This window comes from Listeria ivanovii subsp. ivanovii (assembly GCF_900187025.1).
GTDB lineage: Bacteria > Bacillota > Bacilli > Lactobacillales > Listeriaceae > Listeria > Listeria ivanovii.
Genome location: NZ_LT906478.1, coordinates 509,072 through 531,287 on the forward strand (window position 1 = coordinate 509,072; position 22,216 = coordinate 531,287).

At 37.0% G+C, this 22,216-nt stretch carries 25 protein-coding genes and 1 pseudogene; 11 read left to right on the forward strand and 15 right to left on the reverse strand.

What is annotated here, in order from left to right; translation table 11 throughout:
• Positions 1 to 12: 12 nt before the first annotated feature.
• From CKV67_RS02430 to CKV67_RS02440, 3 genes are all read left to right on the forward strand, one after another.
• Entirely contained in the window at positions 13 to 297 is a 285-nt protein-coding gene (locus tag CKV67_RS02430) for an LPXTG cell wall anchor domain-containing protein (protein WP_014091990.1), read from the forward strand.
• Between the two features lie 59 nt (positions 298 to 356).
• Complete coding sequence (locus CKV67_RS02435) at positions 357 to 1,199, forward strand: WxL domain-containing protein (protein WP_014091991.1); 843 nt, start codon at positions 357 to 359, stop codon at positions 1,197 to 1,199.
• A gap of 78 nt (positions 1,200 to 1,277) precedes the next feature.
• Positions 1,278 to 2,306: a WxLIP family cell surface protein gene (locus tag CKV67_RS02440; RefSeq protein ID WP_014091992.1), complete on the forward strand. Its 1,029-nt coding sequence runs from the start codon at positions 1,278 to 1,280 to the stop codon at positions 2,304 to 2,306.
• A 51-nt stretch (positions 2,307 to 2,357) separates the two neighbouring features.
• Here the strand turns inward: CKV67_RS02440 and cbpA are convergent, their stop codons facing one another.
• The gene (gene cbpA, locus CKV67_RS02445) at positions 2,358 to 2,996 is read right to left on the reverse strand and encodes a cyclic di-AMP binding protein CbpA (protein ID WP_014091993.1); all 639 of its coding nucleotides are present in this window, start codon (positions 2,994 to 2,996) and stop codon (positions 2,358 to 2,360) included.
• A 211-nt stretch (positions 2,997 to 3,207) separates the two neighbouring features.
• Here cbpA and CKV67_RS02455 point away from each other — a divergent pair, with 211 nt between their 5' ends.
• The 3 genes from CKV67_RS02455 to CKV67_RS02465 all read left to right on the forward strand — a co-directional run bounded on the left by CKV67_RS02455 (position 3,208) and on the right by CKV67_RS02465 (position 6,665).
• Complete coding sequence (locus CKV67_RS02455) at positions 3,208 to 4,389, forward strand: iron-containing alcohol dehydrogenase (RefSeq protein ID WP_014091994.1); 1,182 nt, start codon at positions 3,208 to 3,210, stop codon at positions 4,387 to 4,389.
• 82 nt (positions 4,390 to 4,471) lie between these two features.
• Positions 4,472 to 5,959, forward strand: a complete 1,488-nt coding sequence (locus CKV67_RS02460) for a peptide MFS transporter (RefSeq protein ID WP_014091995.1) — start codon at positions 4,472 to 4,474, stop codon at positions 5,957 to 5,959.
• 145 nt (positions 5,960 to 6,104) lie between these two features.
• Positions 6,105 to 6,665, forward strand: coding sequence for a hypothetical protein (locus CKV67_RS02465; protein ID WP_014091996.1), 561 nt, complete (start codon positions 6,105 to 6,107; stop codon positions 6,663 to 6,665).
• 355 nt (positions 6,666 to 7,020) lie between these two features.
• On the opposite strand, the gene CKV67_RS02470 is transcribed toward CKV67_RS02465, so the two are convergent.
• Positions 7,021 to 7,428: a hypothetical protein gene (locus CKV67_RS02470; RefSeq protein WP_014091997.1), complete on the reverse strand. Its 408-nt coding sequence runs from the start codon at positions 7,426 to 7,428 to the stop codon at positions 7,021 to 7,023.
• Between the two features lie 2 nt (positions 7,429 to 7,430).
• Positions 7,431 to 7,520: pseudogene (locus CKV67_RS02475) on the reverse strand (transcriptional regulator); the annotation flags it as partial.
• Positions 7,521 to 7,699: 179 nt separating this feature from the next.
• Here CKV67_RS02475 and CKV67_RS02480 point away from each other — a divergent pair.
• Both CKV67_RS02480 and CKV67_RS02485 read left to right on the forward strand, forming a co-directional pair.
• Positions 7,700 to 8,407, forward strand: a complete 708-nt coding sequence (locus tag CKV67_RS02480; RefSeq protein ID WP_014091998.1) for a histidine phosphatase family protein — start codon at positions 7,700 to 7,702, stop codon at positions 8,405 to 8,407.
• Positions 8,408 to 9,103 carry a histidine phosphatase family protein gene (locus CKV67_RS02485; protein WP_025279767.1) on the forward strand — a complete coding sequence of 232 codons (696 nt, stop codon included), beginning with the start codon at positions 8,408 to 8,410 and terminating at the stop codon, positions 9,101 to 9,103. It abuts the gene before it with no gap.
• A gap of 46 nt (positions 9,104 to 9,149) precedes the next feature.
• Here the strand turns inward: CKV67_RS02485 and CKV67_RS02490 are convergent, their stop codons facing one another.
• Positions 9,150 to 10,190, reverse strand: coding sequence for a lactonase family protein (locus CKV67_RS02490; protein ID WP_014092000.1), 1,041 nt, complete (start codon positions 10,188 to 10,190; stop codon positions 9,150 to 9,152).
• A 396-nt stretch (positions 10,191 to 10,586) separates the two neighbouring features.
• On the opposite strand from CKV67_RS02490, the gene CKV67_RS02495 reads away from it, so the two are divergent.
• Positions 10,587 to 11,492 carry a magnesium transporter CorA family protein gene (locus CKV67_RS02495; protein ID WP_014092001.1) on the forward strand — a complete coding sequence of 302 codons (906 nt, stop codon included), beginning with the start codon at positions 10,587 to 10,589 and terminating at the stop codon, positions 11,490 to 11,492.
• A gap of 45 nt (positions 11,493 to 11,537) precedes the next feature.
• Here the strand turns inward: CKV67_RS02495 and gdhA are convergent, their stop codons facing one another.
• The 10 genes from gdhA to CKV67_RS02545 all read right to left on the reverse strand — a co-directional run bounded on the left by gdhA (position 11,538) and on the right by CKV67_RS02545 (position 19,826).
• The gene (gdhA, locus tag CKV67_RS02500; protein WP_025279768.1) at positions 11,538 to 12,914 is read right to left on the reverse strand and encodes an NADP-specific glutamate dehydrogenase; all 1,377 of its coding nucleotides are present in this window, start codon (positions 12,912 to 12,914) and stop codon (positions 11,538 to 11,540) included.
• Between the two features lie 528 nt (positions 12,915 to 13,442).
• Positions 13,443 to 13,754 (reverse strand): phosphoribosyl-ATP diphosphatase, encoded by a 312-nt coding sequence (gene hisE / locus CKV67_RS02505; RefSeq protein WP_014092003.1) that lies wholly within the window; start codon positions 13,752 to 13,754, stop codon positions 13,443 to 13,445.
• Positions 13,755 to 14,072 carry a phosphoribosyl-AMP cyclohydrolase gene (hisI, locus tag CKV67_RS02510; RefSeq protein ID WP_014092004.1) on the reverse strand — a complete coding sequence of 106 codons (318 nt, stop codon included), beginning with the start codon at positions 14,070 to 14,072 and terminating at the stop codon, positions 13,755 to 13,757. It lies immediately after the preceding gene.
• Positions 14,069 to 14,824: an imidazole glycerol phosphate synthase subunit HisF gene (hisF, locus tag CKV67_RS02515; RefSeq protein WP_014092005.1), complete on the reverse strand. Its 756-nt coding sequence runs from the start codon at positions 14,822 to 14,824 to the stop codon at positions 14,069 to 14,071. Before hisF ends, hisI begins: the two co-directional genes overlap by 4 nt.
• Positions 14,814 to 15,536 (reverse strand): 1-(5-phosphoribosyl)-5-[(5-phosphoribosylamino)methylideneamino]imidazole-4-carboxamide isomerase, encoded by a 723-nt coding sequence (gene hisA, locus CKV67_RS02520; protein ID WP_014092006.1) that lies wholly within the window; start codon positions 15,534 to 15,536, stop codon positions 14,814 to 14,816. The genes hisF and hisA overlap by 11 nt, the downstream gene beginning before the upstream one ends.
• On the reverse strand, positions 15,515 to 16,141 hold the full coding sequence (gene hisH / locus CKV67_RS02525) for an imidazole glycerol phosphate synthase subunit HisH (protein WP_014092007.1): 627 nt from the start codon (positions 16,139 to 16,141) through the stop codon (positions 15,515 to 15,517). Before hisH ends, hisA begins: the two co-directional genes overlap by 22 nt.
• Positions 16,142 to 16,726: an imidazoleglycerol-phosphate dehydratase HisB gene (gene hisB, locus CKV67_RS02530; protein WP_014092008.1), complete on the reverse strand. Its 585-nt coding sequence runs from the start codon at positions 16,724 to 16,726 to the stop codon at positions 16,142 to 16,144.
• Positions 16,727 to 18,010 (reverse strand): histidinol dehydrogenase, encoded by a 1,284-nt coding sequence (gene hisD / locus CKV67_RS02535; protein WP_014092009.1) that lies wholly within the window; start codon positions 18,008 to 18,010, stop codon positions 16,727 to 16,729. It lies immediately after the preceding gene.
• Positions 18,007 to 18,648, reverse strand: coding sequence for an ATP phosphoribosyltransferase (gene hisG, locus CKV67_RS02540; RefSeq protein WP_014092010.1), 642 nt, complete (start codon positions 18,646 to 18,648; stop codon positions 18,007 to 18,009). Before hisG ends, hisD begins: the two co-directional genes overlap by 4 nt.
• Positions 18,645 to 19,826, reverse strand: a complete 1,182-nt coding sequence (locus CKV67_RS02545) for an ATP phosphoribosyltransferase regulatory subunit (protein WP_014092011.1) — start codon at positions 19,824 to 19,826, stop codon at positions 18,645 to 18,647. Before CKV67_RS02545 ends, hisG begins: the two co-directional genes overlap by 4 nt.
• Positions 19,827 to 19,975: 149 nt before the next feature.
• Between CKV67_RS02545 and hisJ the strand changes: the two genes are divergently transcribed.
• A complete protein-coding gene (gene hisJ, locus CKV67_RS02550) occupies positions 19,976 to 20,803 on the forward strand; it encodes a histidinol-phosphatase HisJ (RefSeq protein WP_014092012.1) in 828 nt (275 codons plus the stop codon).
• Here hisJ and CKV67_RS02555 read toward each other — a convergent pair.
• Entirely contained in the window at positions 20,788 to 21,084 is a 297-nt protein-coding gene (locus CKV67_RS02555) for an MGMT family protein (protein ID WP_014092013.1), read from the reverse strand. The two genes, hisJ and CKV67_RS02555, sit on opposite strands and share 16 nt — an antisense overlap.
• 79 nt (positions 21,085 to 21,163) lie before the next feature.
• Here CKV67_RS02555 and CKV67_RS02560 point away from each other — a divergent pair, with 79 nt between their 5' ends.
• A complete protein-coding gene (locus tag CKV67_RS02560) occupies positions 21,164 to 22,195 on the forward strand; it encodes a nucleoid-associated protein (RefSeq protein ID WP_025279769.1) in 1,032 nt (343 codons plus the stop codon).
• Positions 22,196 to 22,216: the final 21 nt, after the last annotated feature.

Genomic DNA, 22,216 nt, shown 5'->3' on the forward strand with positions numbered 1-22,216 from the left:
GGAGTCATGGCATTGAAAAAAATTATCTTCATTTCATTTTGTAGTCTACTGTTGCTTGGTTTGCCACTGATTACAAACGCATACTCAGATACTGCCACGAGTCATGCAGGTGTTACGTTTAAACAGGACCCTGGAACTAAATCAGGGGATACCGATGATAAAAGTGGCACATTTCCATCAAAAAAACCATTAACAAGACTTCCAAAAACAGGTGACACATCTGAGCTTTATCTCATTGCGATAGGTCTTGGATTACTAATAATAGCGAAAAAAAGTTACTTTAAGGAGGTGATATAAGGTAAGATAACTAGGTTTACAGTATGATAAAAAAGGATAACAGAAAGAGGAGAATTATAATGAAAAGCAAAACAGTAAAAGTAACAGCAGCAAGCTTAATAGCACTAGGGCTAATGGTAACACCGGCACTTTCAGGAGATTTTGCTAAAGCAGCAACTACTGTAACAAGAGATTCCACAGGAACAATTGAATTTGACAATAGTACAACGCCAGATCCAAAACCAATTGATCCAGATCCGATTGGTCCTGATCCAGTGGTTCCTGATCCAGTTAATCCACCAGTAGGTACAGATGGTCTATGGATTTTAGCCGTATCTGATTGGGATTTTGGTATTCATAATTCAGCTGTATTATCTTCAGGTGCACTTAATGTAAATGCAGCAGATGATACTATTTCAACATATGTAGATACAAATGGTAATGGGCAGCAAGATTTACCAGCAGAAGCTTCTGTATCTAAATCAGTTACTCCTTATGCGCAAATTAGTGATGTTCGTGGTACCAATTCAGGTTGGACACTTTCTGTTACAGGTAGTGCCTTTAAAGATTCTTCCACTCCAGCTAAAACAATCGCAGGTGCGCAATTGACTATTCCAAAATCAACTGTTAGCTCAGCGACCTCGACAGCACAAGCTCCAACGGGGTATGATAACGTAACTATTTCGATGACAGGTGCTGGTGCTGTACCAGTAATGGCGGCACGCGATATGCAAGCAGCAACTCCGACAAACTTTAGTGATGATGAAGGAATGGGAACTTGGACAGATAGCTTTGGTTCTGCAGCAGTAAATGCAACTGATGTATCTAAACCAAAACTATCCATCCCGCAAAATGTTGTTGTAGCAGACGGAACATATGAAAGCACTTTAACTTGGACTTTAAGCGATACACCAGCAGTCTAATTTTTGTTCGAAGAGAAAACTTCATATTATTATGTTGTTTTCTCTTTTTAATTTAAATAACTAGGAGGAAAAAAAGACTTGAAAAAAATATTCGCTATCATCTTTGTGTGTACATTTATGATTTGCTGGTTTCCAGGGCAATTTGCGCAGGCGTCAGAACATAATAGCTTCTCTGTCAAAGCAATCCTTCCCAAAAACCAAGCATCCGGTGTGACTTATTTTGATTTACAAATGAGCCCCAAACAAAAACAAACAATAAAAGTGCAATTAACTAGCCAAATTGACAAAGAAATTACGATTGAATGTCTGACTAATACAGCTGTCACTAATGATATGGGATATGCTGATTATTCGATTCCGAATAAAAAAACAGATAAAACATTGAAATCACCTTTTGCAGAAATGGTCAAAAAAAGTGCGGATGAAGTGACACTCAAGGCAAAAGAAACAAAAGATTGGACAGTAACTATTCAGATGCCAGAGGACAAATATAATGGCATTATCTTAGGTGGACTGCATTTTAAAGAGAAAAAAGAGGAGGATAAAGAAAAGAAATCAGAAGAAAAAAACGTTCAAATCAAAAATGAATATGCTTATGTTATTGGTGTGAAATTAACCGAGACACCTACTGTTATAAAACCAGAATTAGCTTTGAATGGCATTAAACCAACAACGAAAAATTACCGAAATGTCGTTGAACTTAATTTGCAAAATACAAAAGCGACCTTAGTTGGTGGACTAAGCGTGGATGCAAAAATATATAAAAAAGGAAATAAGAAAGTTTTACATGAATCAAAGCGAACGGATCTTTCTATGGCGCCAAATTCTAACTTTGATTATAGTGTTGACTGGGAAAATCAAAAATTAAAACCAGGAAAATATCAACTTCACCTTGTAGCAAAAACAGCAGATGATAAATGGGAATGGACGAAAGACTTTACGATTTCGTCAGACGAGGCAAAAAAAGCGAATAATACAGCATTAGGTCTTGAGGAAGACTACACTTGGATGTACATCACAGGTGGAATATTGCTTTTACTTCTTGTTATTGCAGCAACTTATTATATTGGTAGACGAACTGCGAGAAAAAAACAAAACGACGAATGAAAAAACAGCTTGAAAGCAAGAGATTATTCTCTTGCTTTCAAGCTGCTCTTTTTATTGTCTTTGAATTTTCTCTGTTTCAACAACGCGCAAACCTTTACGCTCTAAGTGTGCCACAATCTCGTTTTTCTTGTCTTCTGTTACACCAGTTGGTAAGGAAACAAGCACGCGGCGGATGAAGTCTTCGGATTGATTATCGAGTGTGATAAGGCTGGCAATACTTGAATAACGATCGATAATTTTGGTGATTTTCGTTAGAGCACCTTGTACTTCACCAGTTGCAATCGTAAGTACATAACTAGTTGTTTTTACATTCCAACCATCTTGGAGTAGTCCAAGTAATTTCCCATGCGTTAAAATACCATAAAAATGACCTTGTTCATTTAAAACAGCGATATACGGTAACTCTTTAATAGTAAAGAATACTTCAAAGAAAGAAGCATTTACACAAATATGTTTAGTAGCATTTTTGATTAAGCTCATTACTGGGTCGCTTAAACTACCACCATTTGCAGCATGTTTGTAAATGTGCATTTTATAAATATTACCTAAGAATTTTTCGCCTTTTTCGTCTAACACGGGAACACAGCGATAACCAGATTCTTCTAATAAATTGATAGCCTCTTGTAATGTAGCATCTCCAGGGACTGTTGTTAAATTTATTTTAGGGATACAAAGGTTTTTTATCAACATGTTATTCACTCCATTCTTCTTCCCTTTTATTCTAACGTAAAGTAGGTCTTTTGTATAGAAAATCACTATAGGTTGTTGCTATAATTCGAAAAAAACATGATTAATTACTTATATAAAAAAGAACTTTTAAGCAAAGGTTTAAATTTACTCGAAAAAGTGTATTATTAACTATGCTATGTAAATATTTAAACAGAAAGAAGGAAATGGAAAAATGGGACAAGAAATGTTGAATTTCGATTATTATAACCCTACGCATATTATTTTTGGTAAAAATCGTTTGGAAGAATTAAATCAGGTTATTCCTGCAGATAAAAAAGTTCTACTACTATATGGTGGTGGAAGCGTTAAAAAATTCGGTACGCTAGATAAAGTGAAAGCAGTTCTGAAAAACAGAGAAATCGGTGAATTTGGTGGAATTGAAGCGAATCCTACATACGAAACTTTAATAAAAGCAATTAAACTTGTGAAAGAAGAAAACTATGATTTCTTGCTTGCTGTTGGTGGCGGTTCTGTTATTGATGGTACAAAATTTGTTGCAGCAGGAGCTTTGTTTGATGGAGACCCAATCCATATTTTTGGTAGCGGAATTGGAGAAAATCGTCCTATTACAGAAGCACTTCCGTTTGGGACAGTCTTAACTTTACCGGCAACGGGTTCTGAAATGAATAGCGGTGGCGTGGTAACTTTTGTAGAAAAGAAAGCTAAACTTGGATTCGGAAGTCCATTTACTTATCCAGTGTTTTCTTTACTTGACCCAGAACTTACATATACACTACCTGCGCGCCAACTTGCGAATGGAATTATGGATGCGTATGTGCATGTTATGGAACAGTATATGACTTATCCAGTGGGGGCTTTACTTCAAGATCGTTATGCAGAAAGCTTGTTACAAACATTGATTGAAATTGGACCAGATGTAATCGATGAAAGTAATCACGACTATAATACTCGAGCAACTTTTATGTGGTCGGCTACAAACGCATTAAATGGGACACTATCTCGAGGTGTTCCGCAAGATTGGGCGAGCCATGGTTTAGGTCATGAAATTACCGCGCTTTACGGAATTGACCACGCTCGAACATTAGCCATTGTACTTCCATCACTTTTAAACGTACGTCGTAACGAAAAACGAGAAAAATTAGTGCAATATGCTGAACGAGTATGGGGCATAACTACCGGTGATGAGGATGCAAAAATAGATACAGCAATTGCTAAAACACGTGAGTTCTTTGAAAGTCTAGGTGCAGGGACTAGATTTAGCGATTATGGTCTCGGCGAAGAAGTAGTGGATCAACTTGTCAATCAATTGGAACGTCATGGCTTAACAAATATTTCAGAACGTGGCGACCAAACTCTAGAAGTATCACGTCAAATTTACACAAATGCTTTATAATAATTAATGAACTTTTCGTAAACACTAAGAAAATGGCAACTTGTTTATTTAATATGAGAAGAAAGGAAAGAGGCGAATTTTCTTGAGCACAGATAATCCAGCAAAGGAAAAAACATTTTTTGGACATCCGCGTGGACTCGCTACCTTATTCAATACTGAATTTTGGGAGCGATTTTCCTACTACGGGATGCGCGCAATACTTATTTATTATATGTATGATACCGTTGCGAATGGTGGACTCGGTTTTAGCCAAGCAACAGCAACAGCCATTATGTCTATTTATGGTTCACTTGTCTTTATGTCAGGAGTTATCGGTGGTTGGTTTGCTGACCGCGTTTTAGGACCTAGACAGACAATCTTTTATGGCGGGGTACTGATTATGTTCGGCCACATCGTACTAGCACTACCAAATGGTGGAGCAACTGGCTTATTTATCTCGATGGCATTTATTATTCTTGGAACGGGGCTACTTAAACCGAATGTTTCTAATGTAGTTGGGGATTTATATCCTGCTGAGGACAATCGCCGGGATGCAGGTTTTAGTATTTTCTATATGGGAATTAACTTAGGTGCATTCATTGCCCCTTTTATTGTTTCAGCTGTTTCAGATAAAGCGGGTAGCTTCCATGCTGGCTTTAGTGTTGCCGCAGTTGGTATGGCGGTAGCACTAATTGTTTATGTGCTAACGGGTAAACGATATTTAAAAGAAGCAGGCCAAAAAGTTCCAAATCCGCTTCGAAAATCAGAAACCAAAAGCCTGATTGTTAAGATTATCGGAATTATTTTTGGGATTGGCTTACTGATTGCTATTTTAACATTGATTACAGGTAGTTTAACCATCAACACAATTATTCTTGCTGTAACCGTAATGGGGGTAGGCGTTCCGCTTGCTTACTTCATTATGATGATGACAAGTAAGAAAACAGAACCAGATGAAAAATCCAGATTAACTGCTTACATACCATTATTTTTAATCGCTGTGTTATTTTGGATGATAGAAGAACAAGGATCTAGCACATTAGCGATTTTTGCTGCTGAGAGAACAGATTTATCCATTGGTAGTTACACTTTAAATCCTGCCAATTTCCAATCACTTAATCCTGTGTTTGTTATTATTCTCTCACCAATATTTGCTTGGATTTGGACTCGACTTGGAGACAGACAACCATCTACTCCGCGTAAATTTGCATTAGGGTTATTCTTTGCTGGCTTGTCTTTTGTTATCATGATGCTTCCAGGGATTTTGCACGGAAATACAACAACACTTGTAAGCCCACTTTGGTTAGTGCTTAGTTTCTTCATTTGTATTTTTGGGGAAATGTTTATTTCACCGGTTGGATTATCAGCAACGACGAAATTAGCACCAAAAGCATTCGCATCTCAAACAATGAGTTTATGGTTTTTATCAGACTCGATGGGACAAGCTTTCAACGCACAAGCAACACAATTCTTTAGTGCCGATACAGAAGTGGCGTATTTCGGAATTACCGGATTTGTTGCAATTGCCTTTGCGATTGCACTATTCATCTTAGCACCATTCTTGAAAAAGTATATGAAGGGTGTTCATTAAGGAATTTAAAAACACTTTCTCTGAATTTGGAGGAAGTGTTTTTTGTGTAATTAAAATGAAATTCATGACGCTAAATAAAAAAATAATTGGCATAAATGTAATTTTTAGTTAATCTAGTGTTAGATTAACTAAAGGAGATGGGGAAATGGAACTAAAAAAAGAAAGTACGTTTAAAATTTTGATTTTTGCAATAATACTTGTTTTAGTATCTATGCCTGGTGCAACTACGGTTACAGCTTTAGCGCAAGAAAATGATTCGCAAACTGAAAAAATTACTACATATTCCACAACTAATAAAGAAACGCTAATGGAAGATAACGAATTAATTATTAATCAAGAAGGAAATTTATTAGAACCATCAATGAAAGTATTTTCTAATCAAACTGATGGAGGAGGGTCAAAATATAAATTAGTTTCAAAACAAACTGTTAATATGAAAACTACAAATACGCTTTATCATTGGGCTTTTTTAGCAATTAGTTATAATGCCGTTACTAAAGTTGCTAAAAGCGCCATAGCGGGAACAGTGTTTACAATTGCCGGTGATTATGGCATAAATTATAAAGGGTATAAATATTTGAGACAAACTATTTATAAATATTCAACAAAAACACAAGATAAATATAAAATAATTGATGAGTATTCAAATAGTAAAACAACTTGGAAAGGGCCTGTAACAACATCTTATTCTACTGTAAAAAAATAAAAATTCTATCGATAAAGTATTACGCCTCTGTAGTTAGATTGAAATATATCTATAGAGGTGTATTTCGTTAGATGGATATGATTACGAGTTTAAGGAACAAGAAGAGGGAGCTTACCAAAAAGGTGAAAGTGATCGTAACTTAATTGCCTTTGTTATTTATATTAGAATGAAAAATGAGCTTTGTCTTTTTATCTTATTCAGTAATGTGAAACAATAATTATAAAAATGCTAACTAGATTTCTTCTGTCAGTATCAAGCCTTATTTTAAACTTCGCCACAAAACAACATAAAGGAAAGTATATTTCTAATTCTATAAATTATTTTAGAAAATATTGAAAAGAATTTTATTATCGATTCAAAACTTTCTTTTTATAACTTCAATTGCAAGCATGTATACAATACCAATTATAAGAAATAAGACTGCAACATTACTTAATGATAGCTGCTTCATTCCAATAAAGCTTGCAGATCCAAGTATTATTGGGATTAATAAACCCAACAGAATGATAAAATAATAGGAAAAGACACCTCTGTTTTTTAGATATCTCTCATCTTTTTCCACTTTATCTTCTTCAAACTGTTTCTTGAGGGTATCTTTACTTGTGAAAACAGTTATACTCACAACAATAATACCTATTATTACAATTTCCAGAAAATTAGTGGACTCAAATGGCTGCTCACCTTTAATTATCGATAATATAGAAACCACGTATACCATAAGTAAAATGGTAATAATAATTCTGTTTATACTGTATCTTTTCATTGTCATTCTCCTTCCAATTTAAAAATCTCTTCAACTGATAGATGAAAATATTTGGTAATCTTTTAACTAAGTTCTAGACTAGGATTATATTTACTTGAAGTATATAATAAAAATACAAAAAATAACCTATATAGTTTTTGAGTGTATATACATTGAAAGCATTTTATTTTATTGTAAACCTAGTATTAATCTTTTAAATAAATTAGTTTGCCAATAACTCTTAGTATTGCTAATATTAAAGGGAAAAGTGATAATTTAAAGGAGTGTATACATGGAATCATCAGGCAGGGTAGTTATTTATTTGACACGACATGGTAAGACGATTTTAAACACACTTGATAGGGTACAAGGCTGGGCAGATTCACCACTTACAGAAGAAGGAGCACTTGTGGCGCATGATTTAGGGCGAGGGTTAAAAGGAACGAATTTTGTAGCCGCATACGCAAGTGACCGAGGACGCGCAATTGAAACAGCGCGGATAGTTATGAAAGAAAGTGATAACCATCATCTGAATTTAGCAAAATTACCAGAAATTCGCGAATTTGGTTTTGGTAAGTTTGAGGGAGAGTATAATCAAACGGTGCTACAAATGGTGGCAAATGAGCATGGTTTTGATTCCATTGAAAGCTATTATGATAAGACGACTGAAAATAATTCCAATATTGTTATTGACACGGTCCACCAATTAGATGAAACTGGTATGACCGAGAATTCTACTATTTTTGAAGAAAGATTAACAGCTGGACTAGAAAAAATTCTTGTAGATGCAACAAAACTTGGTGGTGGGGATGTACTAGTAGTAGCTCATGGTATGGTTATTCACCGGATTATCGAAATGATCGATCCAAGTCAAAATTTACGCATCATCGAAAATGCTAGTGTGACCAAAGTTATCTTTGAAGACGGTGCGTATTCTATTGAAGATCCAGGGAATATGTTTTATGTAGCAGCTGGTAAACAAGCGCAAGGGGGAGTTTAAGTGACTGCTGGGAAATTAAATGTTTATTTAGTGAGGCACGGGAAGACGATGTTTAATACTAGTCGCCGCGTGCAAGGTTGGTCGGATACACCGTTAACAAATGAAGGGATCGAAGTGGCGCAATTTTTGGGTCGTGGGCTTCGTGAAATTCCTTTTGAAGCGATTTATACAAGTGACCGAGGGCGTACGATTGAAACGGCTGGAATTGTTTTAACTGAAAGTAATCAAACGCATTTAGAAATCAATGAACTACGTGATTTTCGTGAATTTGGATTTGGAAAATTTGAAGGTGAATTAGAGGATGTTATGTTTGGTAAAGTGATGGAGCATCTTGGGTTTGAAACATTAGAAGAAGCTTTTGACAGTTTTGGTGATGATGGGTACCGGATTGTTTGTGAAACAGTGGAAAAACTGGATGAAACAGGTATGTCAGAAATCTATGAAGCGATGGAGTATCGATTGAAAGCAGCTTTGCAAACAGTTCGCACAGAAAATACAACAGCTGATAGCAATATTTTAGTCGTTTCACACGGTATGGCAATAAATGCAATAGTTTCCTTCTTTAATCCGAAATTAGTGGACCCAGAACTTGCCAATGCGAGTGTGACGAAGCTTGTATTTGAAAATGGGGAATGGTCAATTCGAGTAGTAAACGATCTAAGCTATGTAAAAGCTGGAAAAGCAATTTTAGTATAAGAAAAGGCAGAAGAACCCCTGAAAAAAGTTCTTCTGCCTTTTTAAATTATTTTACAAATTTGATACAAACTGGTTCTGGAACTTTTACATCTTTTTGAAGTAATGTAAGGGTGCCAGTTTCTTTATTAACGCCGAAAACAGTTACGTTGTTGGTGTTTTCGTTTGTTGCGACTAGAATTTCACCTGTATAGTTAAGGTCGAAGTCACGAGGTCCTACGCCTTCTACCGGTGTTGTTGCTGCAAGCGTTAACGTGCCATCTTCGGCAACTGCAAAACTTACAATAGCATCTTGGCCACGGTTAGAGACATATAAGAAACGGCCATCTAGAGAAATATGGATAGCACTGCCTTTATTTTCTTTGTCAAAATCAGCTGGAAGAGATTCAATCGTTTGGATAACTTTGAGTTCACCAGTTGCTTTATCATATTCAGCAAAGATAACCTCTGAAGTTAATTCTGTCATAATATAAACAAATTTATTATTCGGATGGAACACAAGGTTACGTGGACCGCTTCCTGGTTTTACATCTAATTCAGTTACTTTTTCTAATTTGCCAGCAATAGCAGAATAAGTAGTTACTTTATCTGTACCAAGGTCACATGTAATCACATAATTTTGGTCTGGTGTGAATCCAGCAAAGTGGGCATGAGGTTTTTCTTGACGTTCATGGATACTTTTACCAACATGTTGAATTGTTGAAACAGAAGGCTTTAAAGCACCATTTTCAGTAGGGTAACTAACGATTGTTCCTAAATGATAGTTAGCGGATACAACAATCGAACCATCATGAGACGCATCAACATAACAAGGTGGGTTTCCAGTTGCTAAATCTTGATTGATTAAAGCAAGTGAACCATCAGATTCAATGGAAAAAGCTGCAACTCCACCTTTATCACCATCTTTAGCTACAGAGTAAACAAATTTTTCATCATCTGAAATTTTAAGATATGTTGGGTTGTCCATCTTTCCTGCTAGGGTGTTTTCTTTGATTTCACCAGTTGTTTTGTCGATTACAAGGCGGTAGATTCCTTGGCTTTCGACTTTGGTATATGTACCAATATAAGCTGTTGCTTCATTATTTGACATGCCTGTTCCTCCTATAAAAGATATTTCCTAGTTAATTATAGCATAGTGATCTACGGATATAAAAACATCGTGTTTATTGCAACAATATTACTCGAAAGGTGAAAATGTCTAATCAAGACTTATTATGAAATGTTTTTGTAATAAAAGACTTGACTAAGAAATAAAAGTCATGTAAAATGTAATTATCCCATAGAGATTGTCGTTTGAAATAATTTAATTAAAGATAAATCACTTCCCCCGTAGAAATGTTTTTAATTATTTTATGACAAATAAACACTCCTTTAAAGATAATTGTAGCGCAGAATTTCCCAGGTTCTGTGCTATAATTATGTATAGAATAATGAAAAAGAGAGCTTATTTCTAAATAGCTCTTTTTTTATGTGAGAGGATGATTACATGCTTTTTCAAACACACTTTGGAAATAAGCAGTATAGCTGGGTTAACATTGATATGGACGAAACCAATAAAATAGAAGATTCTTATGCGAATTATGGAGTGGATGAGGAAGTCATTGCTTACTCTTTGGATAGAAATGAAAGAGCTCACTTTGAATACGATCAAAAAACAAATACTTTTGTGTTGGTTTTTAATGTTCCTGATCAAAGGAAAATAGATAATCATCATGAAACAATTCCAATGGTATTTATTATTAAAGGCTCACAGCTAGTAACGCTTACTAATAAAAACAATCAATATATTATTGAAAAGATGAAAAGGCATTTAGAAGAGGATACGGTTAAGACGTTATATCAATTTTTATTTAGTAGTTTATATATTATTATGGATTCCTTTTTCCCTTATGTGGAAGAAATGGATGTGGAAAGAAAGGCAATCAATGATAAGTTGAAAATGAAAACGACTAAAAAGAATTTACTTTCCTTATCGGATTTGGAAACGGGGATTGTTTACTTTGTATCTGCCTCCAAACAAAATGCAGCATTACTTGAACAAATGAAAGCGCACATGGTGTATCGTGGTTTAAATGAAGTGGAAAAAGAACAGTTTGAAGATGCTTTGATAGAAGCTAGACAATTAGTTGAAATGACAAATTTAAGCTCACAGATTTTGCAACAGTTATCTGGAACATACAATAATATCTTGAACAATAATTTGAATGATACGATGAAAATACTTACGGCCTTATCGATTTTGTTGACGGTACCGACAATCATTACTGGATTCTTCGGTATGAACATGCCACTTCCACTTGAACACAATACGTTTGGATGGATAGTGACAATCTTTATTAGTGTTATTTTGTGGTTTGGTCTTTCCTATGTTCTGCGAAGATTAATGAAATAACGAAAAAAGAAAGGCGCTCTTTTTGGGAGAGTGCCTTTCTTTTTATTAAATGATACCTTGAGCGATCATTGTATCCGCTACTTTTAGGAAACCGGCAATATTGGAACCAATGACTAGGTTACCGGGAGCGCCATATTCGCTTGCGGCATTGCTAGAATTTTTATAAATGTCTTTCATAATATTTTGTAAATGTTCATCTACTGTTTGGAAAGTCCAGCTCATTCGCGTACTGTTTTGAGCCATTTCAAGTGCAGATACAGCTACACCACCAGCATTAGCGGCTTTGGCAGGACCAAATAATACTTTATTTTCATGATAAATATCAACCGCTTCAAGAGTAGAAGGCATGTTGGCACCTTCAGCGATAGCGATAACACCATTTTTTACTAGGGCACGTGCTTGGTCAGCATTGATTTCGTTTTGCGTCGCACATGGTAGCGCGATATCACATGGAACAGACCAAACATCGCCGCCAGCGTAATATTCAGCAGAAGGGTGGAAGGCTACATATTCACTGATACGTTTGCGTTCTACTTCTTTTAGCTGTTTAACGGTTGCTACTTTAATTCCTTCTTTATCATAAACAAAGCCAGCCGAGTCACTACATGCTACGACTTTTGCACCTAATTCATGTGCTTTTTCAATCGCATAAATAGCGACATTACCGGAACCGGAAACGACGATTTTTTTGCCACGGATTGTTTCACCGGCAGCTTCTAGCATCTCCACTGTGAAATAAACTAGACCGTAACCAGTCGCTTCCGTTCTTGCTAAGCTTCCGCCATAAGTAAGACCTTTACCAGTTAAAGTTCTTGCATCATAAGCGCCGCGAAGCCGTTTATATTGGCCGAATAAGTAGCCGATTTCGCGTCCGCCCACACCGATATCGCCAGCTGGGACATCCGTATCAGGGCCGATATGTTTTTGTAATTCCGTCATAAAGCTTTGACAAAAGCGCATTACTTCTGCATCTGATTTACCTTTTGGATTAAAATCAGAGCCACCTTTACCGCCACCAATTGGTAAACCTGTTAAGGAGTTTTTGAAAATTTGTTCGAAACCAAGGAATTTTACGATACTGCCAGTTACGGAAGGGTGAAAACGTAATCCGCCTTTATATGGTCCAATAGCGCTATTGAACTGTACTCGGTAACCACGGTTCACATGTACTGTTCCAGAATCATCCACCCAGGGAACTCGGAAACTAATAAGACGTTCAGGTTCTGTCAGTTGTTCTAAGATACCGTTTGCTTCGTACTTTGGTTCTTTAGCAAGAGCTGGAATAACAGAGTTTAGAAATTCTTCCACTGCTTGATGAAATTCTGTTTCACCGGGGTTACGTTGTTTAATTGCTTCAAACACACGTGCTGCGTAATCTTCAGCTGCTTTTGTGTCGTTTTGGATAGTGGGTGTTTGTGCCATACTATAATCGCTCCTTGTTTAAATATTTTGACTATAAGGAAAAGTAGGGAACAAGATACAGTACATGCGATGTTATAAGGTGGAAAATAATCGGCTATTCTGTATCAAGTAGGTCAACTTTTCTTACCTATGTTGTTAGTTTACACATTGTTGAGAATATTTTCAAGCATAAAAACCAATTTTTCAGAAATTTTTTAAAATCTAGTTAATGAGAACGTTTGCTTAGAAAATATTTGAAGGTGAATATCTTTTTGCGGAATTTAGAAAGCTTTAACAAACTGACATTGACGTGTAAATACAAAAAATTAACCGCACCAGGGGGATGCGGTTAAAGGGAGTATTAGGGAGTTTAATGTTAAAGCAACGCCAAGGGATAAGACGAATTTGAATTTAAAATCAATGCTTTAACACTATTCGCTTTCTTTTGGGTAAAAGCGCTCCATGGAAACAATTATATAAGATAGTGTCCAAATAATCCTGCGTTTTTTCTTACAATAATAATCTACAATGTGACGAATTTGTCATGTATTATAATTCATCGATTTCTTTACGGTCACGTGTAGTACTTAGTTTACCAGTGCGTTTTTTTAATTCTGCCTCAACATCGGCTAGAGAAATATTTTTTTCAGCTAAAAGCACGAGTAAGTGGTAAGTCAAATCGGATATTTCGGAAATAAGTTCTTGCTTGTTATTTTTAGCGGCGATGATGACTTCAGTTGTTTCTTCGCCGACTTTTTTTAGAATTTTATCGAGACCTTTATCAAATAAATAGTTGGTATAAGATCCTTCTTTTGGTTGTGCTTTACGAAGATTGATTTCTTCATACAATTTAGTTAGCATTTAAATTTCCTCCTTGATAAGCTTGAAAAAGCAACTTCTTTTTCCGGTATGACATGCTGGTCCGGTTTGGATTACTCGGATGAGCAAAGTATCGCTATCGCAGTCTGTCCAGATTTGTTTTACTTTTTGGATGTGTCCGCTTGTTGCCCCTTTGTTCCATAGTTCATTTCTAGAACGAGAGTAGAACCATGTCAAGCCTGTTTGGAGGGTTTTTTGATAACTTTCTTCATTCATGTAAGCGAGCATCAATACTTCACCATTTTCATCGTCTAGGATAATGGTGGGGACAAGACCTTTCGAAAAATCAAGCGACTTCATGGGCGAATATTCACTCCTTTATCAAGCAATGTTTTTTTAACATTTTGGATGCTAAGTTCGCCGTAATGGAAAATACTTGCTGCAAGTGCGGCGGTTGCGTTTGTTTGTTCGAACACTTCGGCCATATGGTTGGCGTTTCCACAGCCACCAGAAGCAATGACTGGGACTGGGACGGCTTCTGAGATAGCTTTTGTAAGTGGTATATCGTAACCGTTTTTGGTTCCATCACCATCCATACTAGTTAGGAGGATTTCGCCAGCGCCTAGTTTAACCGCTTTTTTTGCCCACTCGATGGCATCAAGACCAGTATCGTTTCGTCCACCTTTTGTATAGACACTCCAATTGGTGCCATTCCATTTAGCATCAATAGCGACGACAATGCATTGATTACCAAACTTTGCAGCACCTTCTTGGATAAGCTCAGGGCGGTGAATTGCTGCTGAATTAAGCGAGATTTTATCGGCACCTGCTTGAAGGAGCTTTTTCATATCGGAAACACTGCTGATTCCTCCGCCAACTGTAAGTGGAATGAATACTTGTTCAGCTGTTCGTTCGACAACATCAATCATTGTTTCGCGAAGCTCGATTGTTGCGGTGATATCTAAGAAAATAAGTTCATCGGCGCCGGCTTTATTGTAGGCTTTTGCAATTTCAACAGGATCGCCGACATCTGTTAATGAAACAAAATTGACACCTTTTACTACTCGACCAGCAGTGACATCAAGACAAGGAATGATTCTTTTAGTAAGCAAGTTGTTCCACCTCGATGATATCAGACATGGAAATATTTTTGTTGTAAAGGGCTTTACCTGCAATGGCTCCGTAAAGATTAAGTTTGGCAAGTGCTTCTAAATCTTGGCGGCTACTTACCCCGCCAGATGCTATAAGGTTCACCGAAACATGCTTTTTCAAGGCTTCCATTTGCTCGAGATTAGGACCAGTTAATGTACCATCACGACTGATATCTGTATAGATAATTGTTTCTACCTGCATTGTTTCCATTTCTTTCGCCAAGTCTAAGTAAGATACTTGACTAATATTTAACCAGCCACTTGTTGCGACAAAACCATTTTTAGCATCAATTCCGGCGGCGATTTTGGGGCCATATTTTTGAACAGCTGCTTGTAAGAACGCAGGGTCTGTAAGGGCAGCGGAACCAATGATGACACGGTTAATACCGGATTGTAGATAGTAATCCACTTGTGCCATGCTACGGATGCCTCCACCAACTTGGACGGGGATTCCGGAGGCTTTTTTCATTTCTTTAATAATTTCAAGATTTACTGGTCGTCCTTCTAATGCTCCGTCTAGATCAACTATGTGTAAATAAGAGGCACCATCTTTGACAAATGTGCTTGCTTGAGCGACAGGATCTGGGTTGACGACAAATTTTTTTGTAAAATCACCCTGAAAAAGTCTCACGCATTGACCGTTTTTTAAATCTATTGCTGGGAAGATTTGCATGTTGCGATGACCTCCTTAAAACCGGTTAAAATTTGTAATCCAATTTCGCCGCTTTTTTCAGGATGGAATTGTGCTCCGTAAACATTTCCATTCCTTATCATGCTTGGAATTTCTACTGAATAGCTACTAGTGGCGATAATATATTCGGGAGTACATTTTGCATAATACGAGTGGACATAATATACATATTCTCCATTTAAATTGGTAGTTAAAGGAGTTGTTTGCTGGATATTTAGTTCGTTCCATCCCATGTGTGGTACAGCGAATGCAGGTTTGGATGGTAGTTTTTCGACGCGACCTGGAATGAGCCCGAGTCCATTTGTAAAAGTATGCTCGCTACTTGATTCGAGCAAGAGTTGCATACCGAGACAAACGCCAAGTATAGGTTTTCCCATGGCGGCGATGTTTTTGAGTGTGATATCAAGTCCTCGCTGAATTAGTTCTTGCATTGCTTCAGGGTAGGCACCGACACCAGGAAGTATAATACCGTCTGCTTCTATCATGGTTGCTTTACTACTAGAAATTTTATTTGGTAAGCCAATAAAATCAAGTGCTTTGCTGATGCTCTTCGTATTTCCTGTATCATAATCAACAATAACAATCATTTATAGGACTCCTTTAGTCGAATTGATGCCTTTGATATCTGGATTAATCGTGATAGCTTCGCGGAGAGCACGTCCAAATGCTTTAAAAAGAGCTTCAATTTTATGATGTGTATTTTTGCCATAAAGAACCCGCAGATGTAAATTCATTTCGGCATTGAAAGCAACTGCTTGGAAAAATTCTTCAACAAGCTCAGTGTCAAAATCACCTAATTTAGGATTGATTAACTCCGCGTCGAAAACTAGATACGAGCGACCACTTAAGTCAAGGGCAGCAAAACCGAGCGCTTCATCCATTGGAACATACGCGGAACCGTAACGATTGATATTAGCTTTGTCGCCGAGCGCTTCTTTTAAACAAATACCAAGTGTAATACCAATATCTTCTACAGTATGGTGCGCATCGACATAAGTATCTCCATCCGCTTTTACGTGCAAAGTAATACGGCTGTGTTTGGCAAGGAGTGTAAGCATATGGTCTAAAAATCCGACTCCGGTAGAAATAGTTGCTTCTTCTTGTGTGTCCAAATTGATTGCAAGTTCAATCGATGTTTCTGCAGTAGTTCGTGTTTTCGTTGCAGTTCTCATTTACTTTTCCTCCTCAAAACGAATTTGGATAGCTCTGGCATGTGCATCTAATCCTTCTTTGTTTGCGAGTAAAATAATCGCCTCTTTCTCTTTTGCTAAAGCTTCTTTTGTATAGGAAATGAAAGCGGATCGTTTAGTAAAGTCTTCTACACCGAGCGGCGAGAAAAATTTGGCGGTTCCACTTGTTGGTAATACATGATTAGGTCCAGCAAAATAATCTCCAAGTGGTTCTGACGCATAACTGCCTAGAAAAATCGATCCTGCATTTTTTATCTGATGCAAATAATTCATGGGATTTTCTAGTTGGACTTCTAGATGCTCTGGGGCGATTCCATTCATAATTTCGAACATATCTGCTAAGTTATCAGCAAGGATAATTTTTCCTTCTGAGCGAATTGCTTCTGCTGCAATTCTTTTTCTTGGAAGTGATGCTAGTTGGCTGTGAATTTCTGATTCGGATTCTTTAGCGATTTTTTCGCTAGTGGTTATTAAGATAGCACGGGATAAGGTGTCGTGCTCTGCTTGGGAGAGTAAGTCTGCAGCGATAAATGCTGGGTTTGCTGAATCGTCAGCGAGCACAACGATTTCAGATGGTCCGGCAATCATATCGATATCTACTATGCCAAAAACTTCTCGTTTAGCGGTGGCAACGTAAATATTTCCTGGACCAACGATTTTAGCTACTTTCGGGATGGATTCTGTACCATAAGCAAGAGCAGCAATTCCTTGAGCCCCGCCAACTTGATAAATTTCATCAACACCAGCAATGTGGGCAGCAGCAAGTACATGTGGATTAATCCCATTTTCGCCTGGTGGGGTAATCATAACGATTCGGTTTACTCCAGCAATTTTAGCAGGTAAAACATTCATTAATACGGATGAGGGATAGGCAGCAGTACCACCTGGAACATAAACGCCAACGGTTTCTAAAGGACGAATAAGTTGTCCGCGAATGACACCTGGTTTTTCATTATCTATAAAAGCCGTTTGTTGTTGTTTTATGTGGAAGCTTTCAATATTTGCTTTTGCTTGTTTTAATACCTCTAAAAAGGCTTCATCAACCTCGGCTAAAGCTGACGTTATAGTTTCTTTAGGAATACGTAACTTTTGGATGGAGACTTGATCGAATTGTCTTGTGTAATCAAATAGAGCTTGGTCACCATCTGTTGCTACTTTTTGAATAATTGCTTTTACTTGGGCACCGATAGTAGCGGAAGTATCGTCTGATGAGGTGGATAACAGTTCTTGTAAAATGTCTTCTGGTGTTCCAGTTAAATAATTCATTTCCTGCGTTCCTCCTTTATTACTTTTTCGAGTTGGTCTATTAATTCAAAGATTTGGATCTTATTTTGTTTTAAGGAAGCTTTATTAACAATCACTCGTGCTGAAATTGGATACATTTTTTCATAGATTTGTAGGCCGTTTTCTTTTAAAGTAGAGCCGGTTTCAACTATATCAATAATGGCATCGGCTAAACCAAGGACAGGTGCGATTTCAACGGAGCCTTCGATTTTAATAATTTCGACATCTTCCCCTTTTTCAAGGAAGTATTTAGATGCGACATTAGGATATTTCGTTGCGATAATTTTTCGGCGGTAACTACTTGGATCATAATCTGATGTTGAAGCAAGACAAAACTGACATTTACCAATTTCTAAATCGAGCATTTCGTAATGTGATTTAGATGCTTCAAGCAAAACGTCCTTACCCACAATACCAATATCAGTTACCCCATGCTTTACATAAGTCATTACATCGACAGCTTTCACAAGGATAAAAGAAATTGGTTGGGTTGTGCTGTGAAAAATAAGCTTTCGTTTTTTATCTTCCATAGAAGAACAATCAATTCCCGCTTTTTGTAAAAGTGAAATGGCATCTTTCTCAAGGCGACCTTTTGTTAAAGCAATTTTAAGTACTTTCATTGTCCGGCCTCCTTACCAAAAATAGTCGTAATTCCTTCTGTTGATACGTGAACCACACTTGGGATTTTCCATTTTTTGGCGAAAGAAATCGCATTGGCCGCTTCTTCAAAAAAACTTAATTCACTATTTGGCGTTTGTTGCATTAATTTCTCTGCTTCAGGTAATGCCGCCAAGTCATAGTGGATTAAAAGAGTTGTACCTGCTTGTTTTTTGAAAATGCCAGCGTGATTTTGTAGGTCGGTAAGTAAGTCAAGGTTGAGTGCCAAACCAACTGCTGGTGAGGAGGAGCTAGTGAATTGTTCTAGTAAATGGTCATAACGTCCGCCGTTTAAGAAATTATCGGCAGCAAGTTCAGCATATCCTCTAAAAATAATACCAGTGTAGTAATGGAGGTCTTGTACTAAACCTAAATCGACACTTATATCAGCAGCATAATGAACAGCTTTAACGATTGTTTCTATTTCAGTTAGGGCAGCTATAATCCCTTGATCCGTCGTTAGTTTCTTTGCTTGGGCCAGAATAGTTGTAGCAGGTCCAAACAACCTAGGAAGTGCCAAAATAAAGTCATCAAGCGAGCTAGGATTATTAGTAACAAATGCTTGGATACCAGTTAAACTTTTATTTTGAATTAAAAGGCGGAATTCCATTTCAGTAGTTTCGGAAAGATGTAAAAGGTGAATAAGTCGTCGATAAATGGCAGCGTGCCCGAGTTCAATTTGAAAATTCGGAATTTGGAGCTCATTTAATACCCCTATTCCACTTAAAATGCATTCGATTTCTGCTTTAATAGAAGGATAACCAATAAGTTCAATCCCTGCTTGGGTTTGTTCATTTTGCTCTCCACCAAAATCGTCGTTGGCTCGGAAAATTTTACCACTATAAGAAAGTTTTAAAGGTAGGGTGACCCCCGTTGTACTAACCACTCGACCAATCGGCAAAGTCATATCTGGCCGAAGAACTGTCAAGCGACCTTTTTCATCAAAGAAACGATACAGTTTGGTGTCTGCCTGGTTTTCAGAGGAGAAAACGTCTGCAAATTCAATGACGGGTGTTTCAATTCGCTTAAAACCTCGAGCTTCAAAATATTGATTTACTTGTTGTTCGATTTTATAGGCAACGTGAGCTTCGCGAAATAATTTATCACGTGTTCCAGTTGGCAAATTCCGGTTTAAGTTCATCGGGTTAGCTCCTTTTTTATATTTTAGCTTATTAGCATATTAGCATGTTAAAGCATTTTTGTAAATAATGAATAGAAAAATGATTCCTTATGGTATAATTAGTGTACCATTTGCTAGGTTAAAGAGAAAAAAATTGAGGAGGAAAGGGTATGAAACGAGATGGACATACGCATACAGAATTTTGTCCGCATGGGACGCGAGAAGATGTAGAAGAAATGATTTTAAGAGCAATCGAACTAGATTTTGATGAATACTCCATTGTTGAGCATGCACCACTTCCTAGTGAATTTATGCAAGAAACAGCCGGAGATAAAGAAGCGATTGAGACGGCAAGTATGGAGCTTAGTGATGTACCTTACTATTTGAAGAAAATGACACATTTGCAGAAGAAGTATGCGAGTGATTTATTAATACATATTGGTTTTGAAGTGGATTATTTAATAGGATATGAAGATTTTACACGGGACTTTTTAAATGAATATGGACCGCAAACAGATGATGGGATTTTATCGCTGCATTTTTTAGCGGGACAAGGAGGCTATCGTTCGATTGATTTCTCAGCGGAAGATTATGACGAGGGTATTGTTCAATTTTACGCGGGCTTTGAAAAAGCGCAACTTGCTTATTTGGAAGGGATCAAGCAGTCGATTGAAGCAGATTTAGGAAACTTTAAGCCGATCAGGATGGGCCATATTTCTTTGTGTCAAAAATTTTGGCAGTATTTTGGATCAGAAAAAAATCTGCTCTCGAGTGAGGTGAAAGCACAGTTTCAACAGGTGCTTTCATTAGTGAAAAAGCGAGGTTATGAACTTGATTTTAATGCAGCGGGATTATTTAAACCACTATGTGGAGAGACTTACCCGCCAAAAGAGATTGTTCTTTTAGCTAATCAATTACAAATTCCGTTTATATATGGTTCGGATTCGCATGGCGTTCAGGATGTTGGGCGTGGTTATCAAGTTTATTGCCAAAAGTAAGTTTTTAAATCAACGTGCCCATTTGCTTTCAACTGAACACCTTCTGATATAAGTAATTCGCGCTGTTCATCCCAATTTGGAACAAGCCGTCCAGCTGCATTTACGACACGATGACATGGTGTGATTTTGTCACGTTTAGAGTGTTTTAGCGTGGCACCGACAAGCCTGGAATTTTTTGGGAAACCAATTTTATATGCGATCTGACCATAAGTAGTTACTTTGCCACGAGGGATTTGTCGAACTACCTCGTATACACGGTCTTCAAAATCTGCGGGAACCATTGTTTTTGCCTCCATTTTGATGATAATAAAATTAGTATACAGGAAATAACCATTTTATAAAAGATAGGATGATAAAGAAATGCCAGATTTTTCTTATGCAAAAATAACTAAACTCGTAGTCCATTTTGCGGGGAATAAAGCGAGAGAAGAGGGAACAGAAGTATCGTCCAATGTACTTGCTGATATTGGCTCCGAAATGAATCAAACACTTGCTTCGATTTTTTTGGAGCCATTTAAAAAAGATGAATATTATCAGTTTACTCATGAAACCGATTTGGATTTTAATGAAGTCCGAACTTATGCGGCAAATATGTTTGCTTATGAAGAAGAATTTCTAGATGAATCAAAGAAGATATTGGAACATTTATATAGAGAAACAACCCATCCGAACATTAAAAGTGGTGACGTGTGGCTCTTCTTCATGGAAGGTTGTGTTGTGGATGGAGATTTCACAAATGGTATCGGAATTTTTAAAGTCGAAAATAAAGAAGTCTTTTTAAAAAATGATTTTAATGGCCAAGAATTCCAAATTGGTTATGATAAAGGGATTACGGGGACGGATTTAGATAAGGGCTGCTTAATTTTTAATTTAGAACAGGACTCAGGTAATAAAGTTTTAATCCTTGATAGACTTAATCGTGGGGATTCGGTTTATTGGAAAGATAAGTTTTTAGGAATAGAAAAGATTACTGATGAAAAATTTTATACCGAGGGATTTGTAGAAGTTTGTACAGATTATATTAAACAACGCGAGGAATCACTACTTGATAAGTCTAACTTTGTCAAAGCGACAACGGAATATTTAGCGGGTGAAGAGACACTCAATATTGCTGAATTTGCTCGAACAACGATTGAAAAGCCTGAAGAAATTACGGAATTTAATACAATGGTGGATACCTTTGAAAAAGAAAATAATGTGCGTTTTCCAGAAAGCTTTCAATTAGATGAAGAAAAACGGGAAAAATTATCGAAAAAAATCCGTAAAACGATTAAATTAGGAAAAAATATTTCGGTTGTTGTGAAAGACTTGGAGCAACTAGAAGAAACTGATTTTGTACAAGGATATGACGAAGAACGAGGCAAAAATTTCATGATTGTCTATTATGATTAAAAAAAGACCGAGGACAGGTAA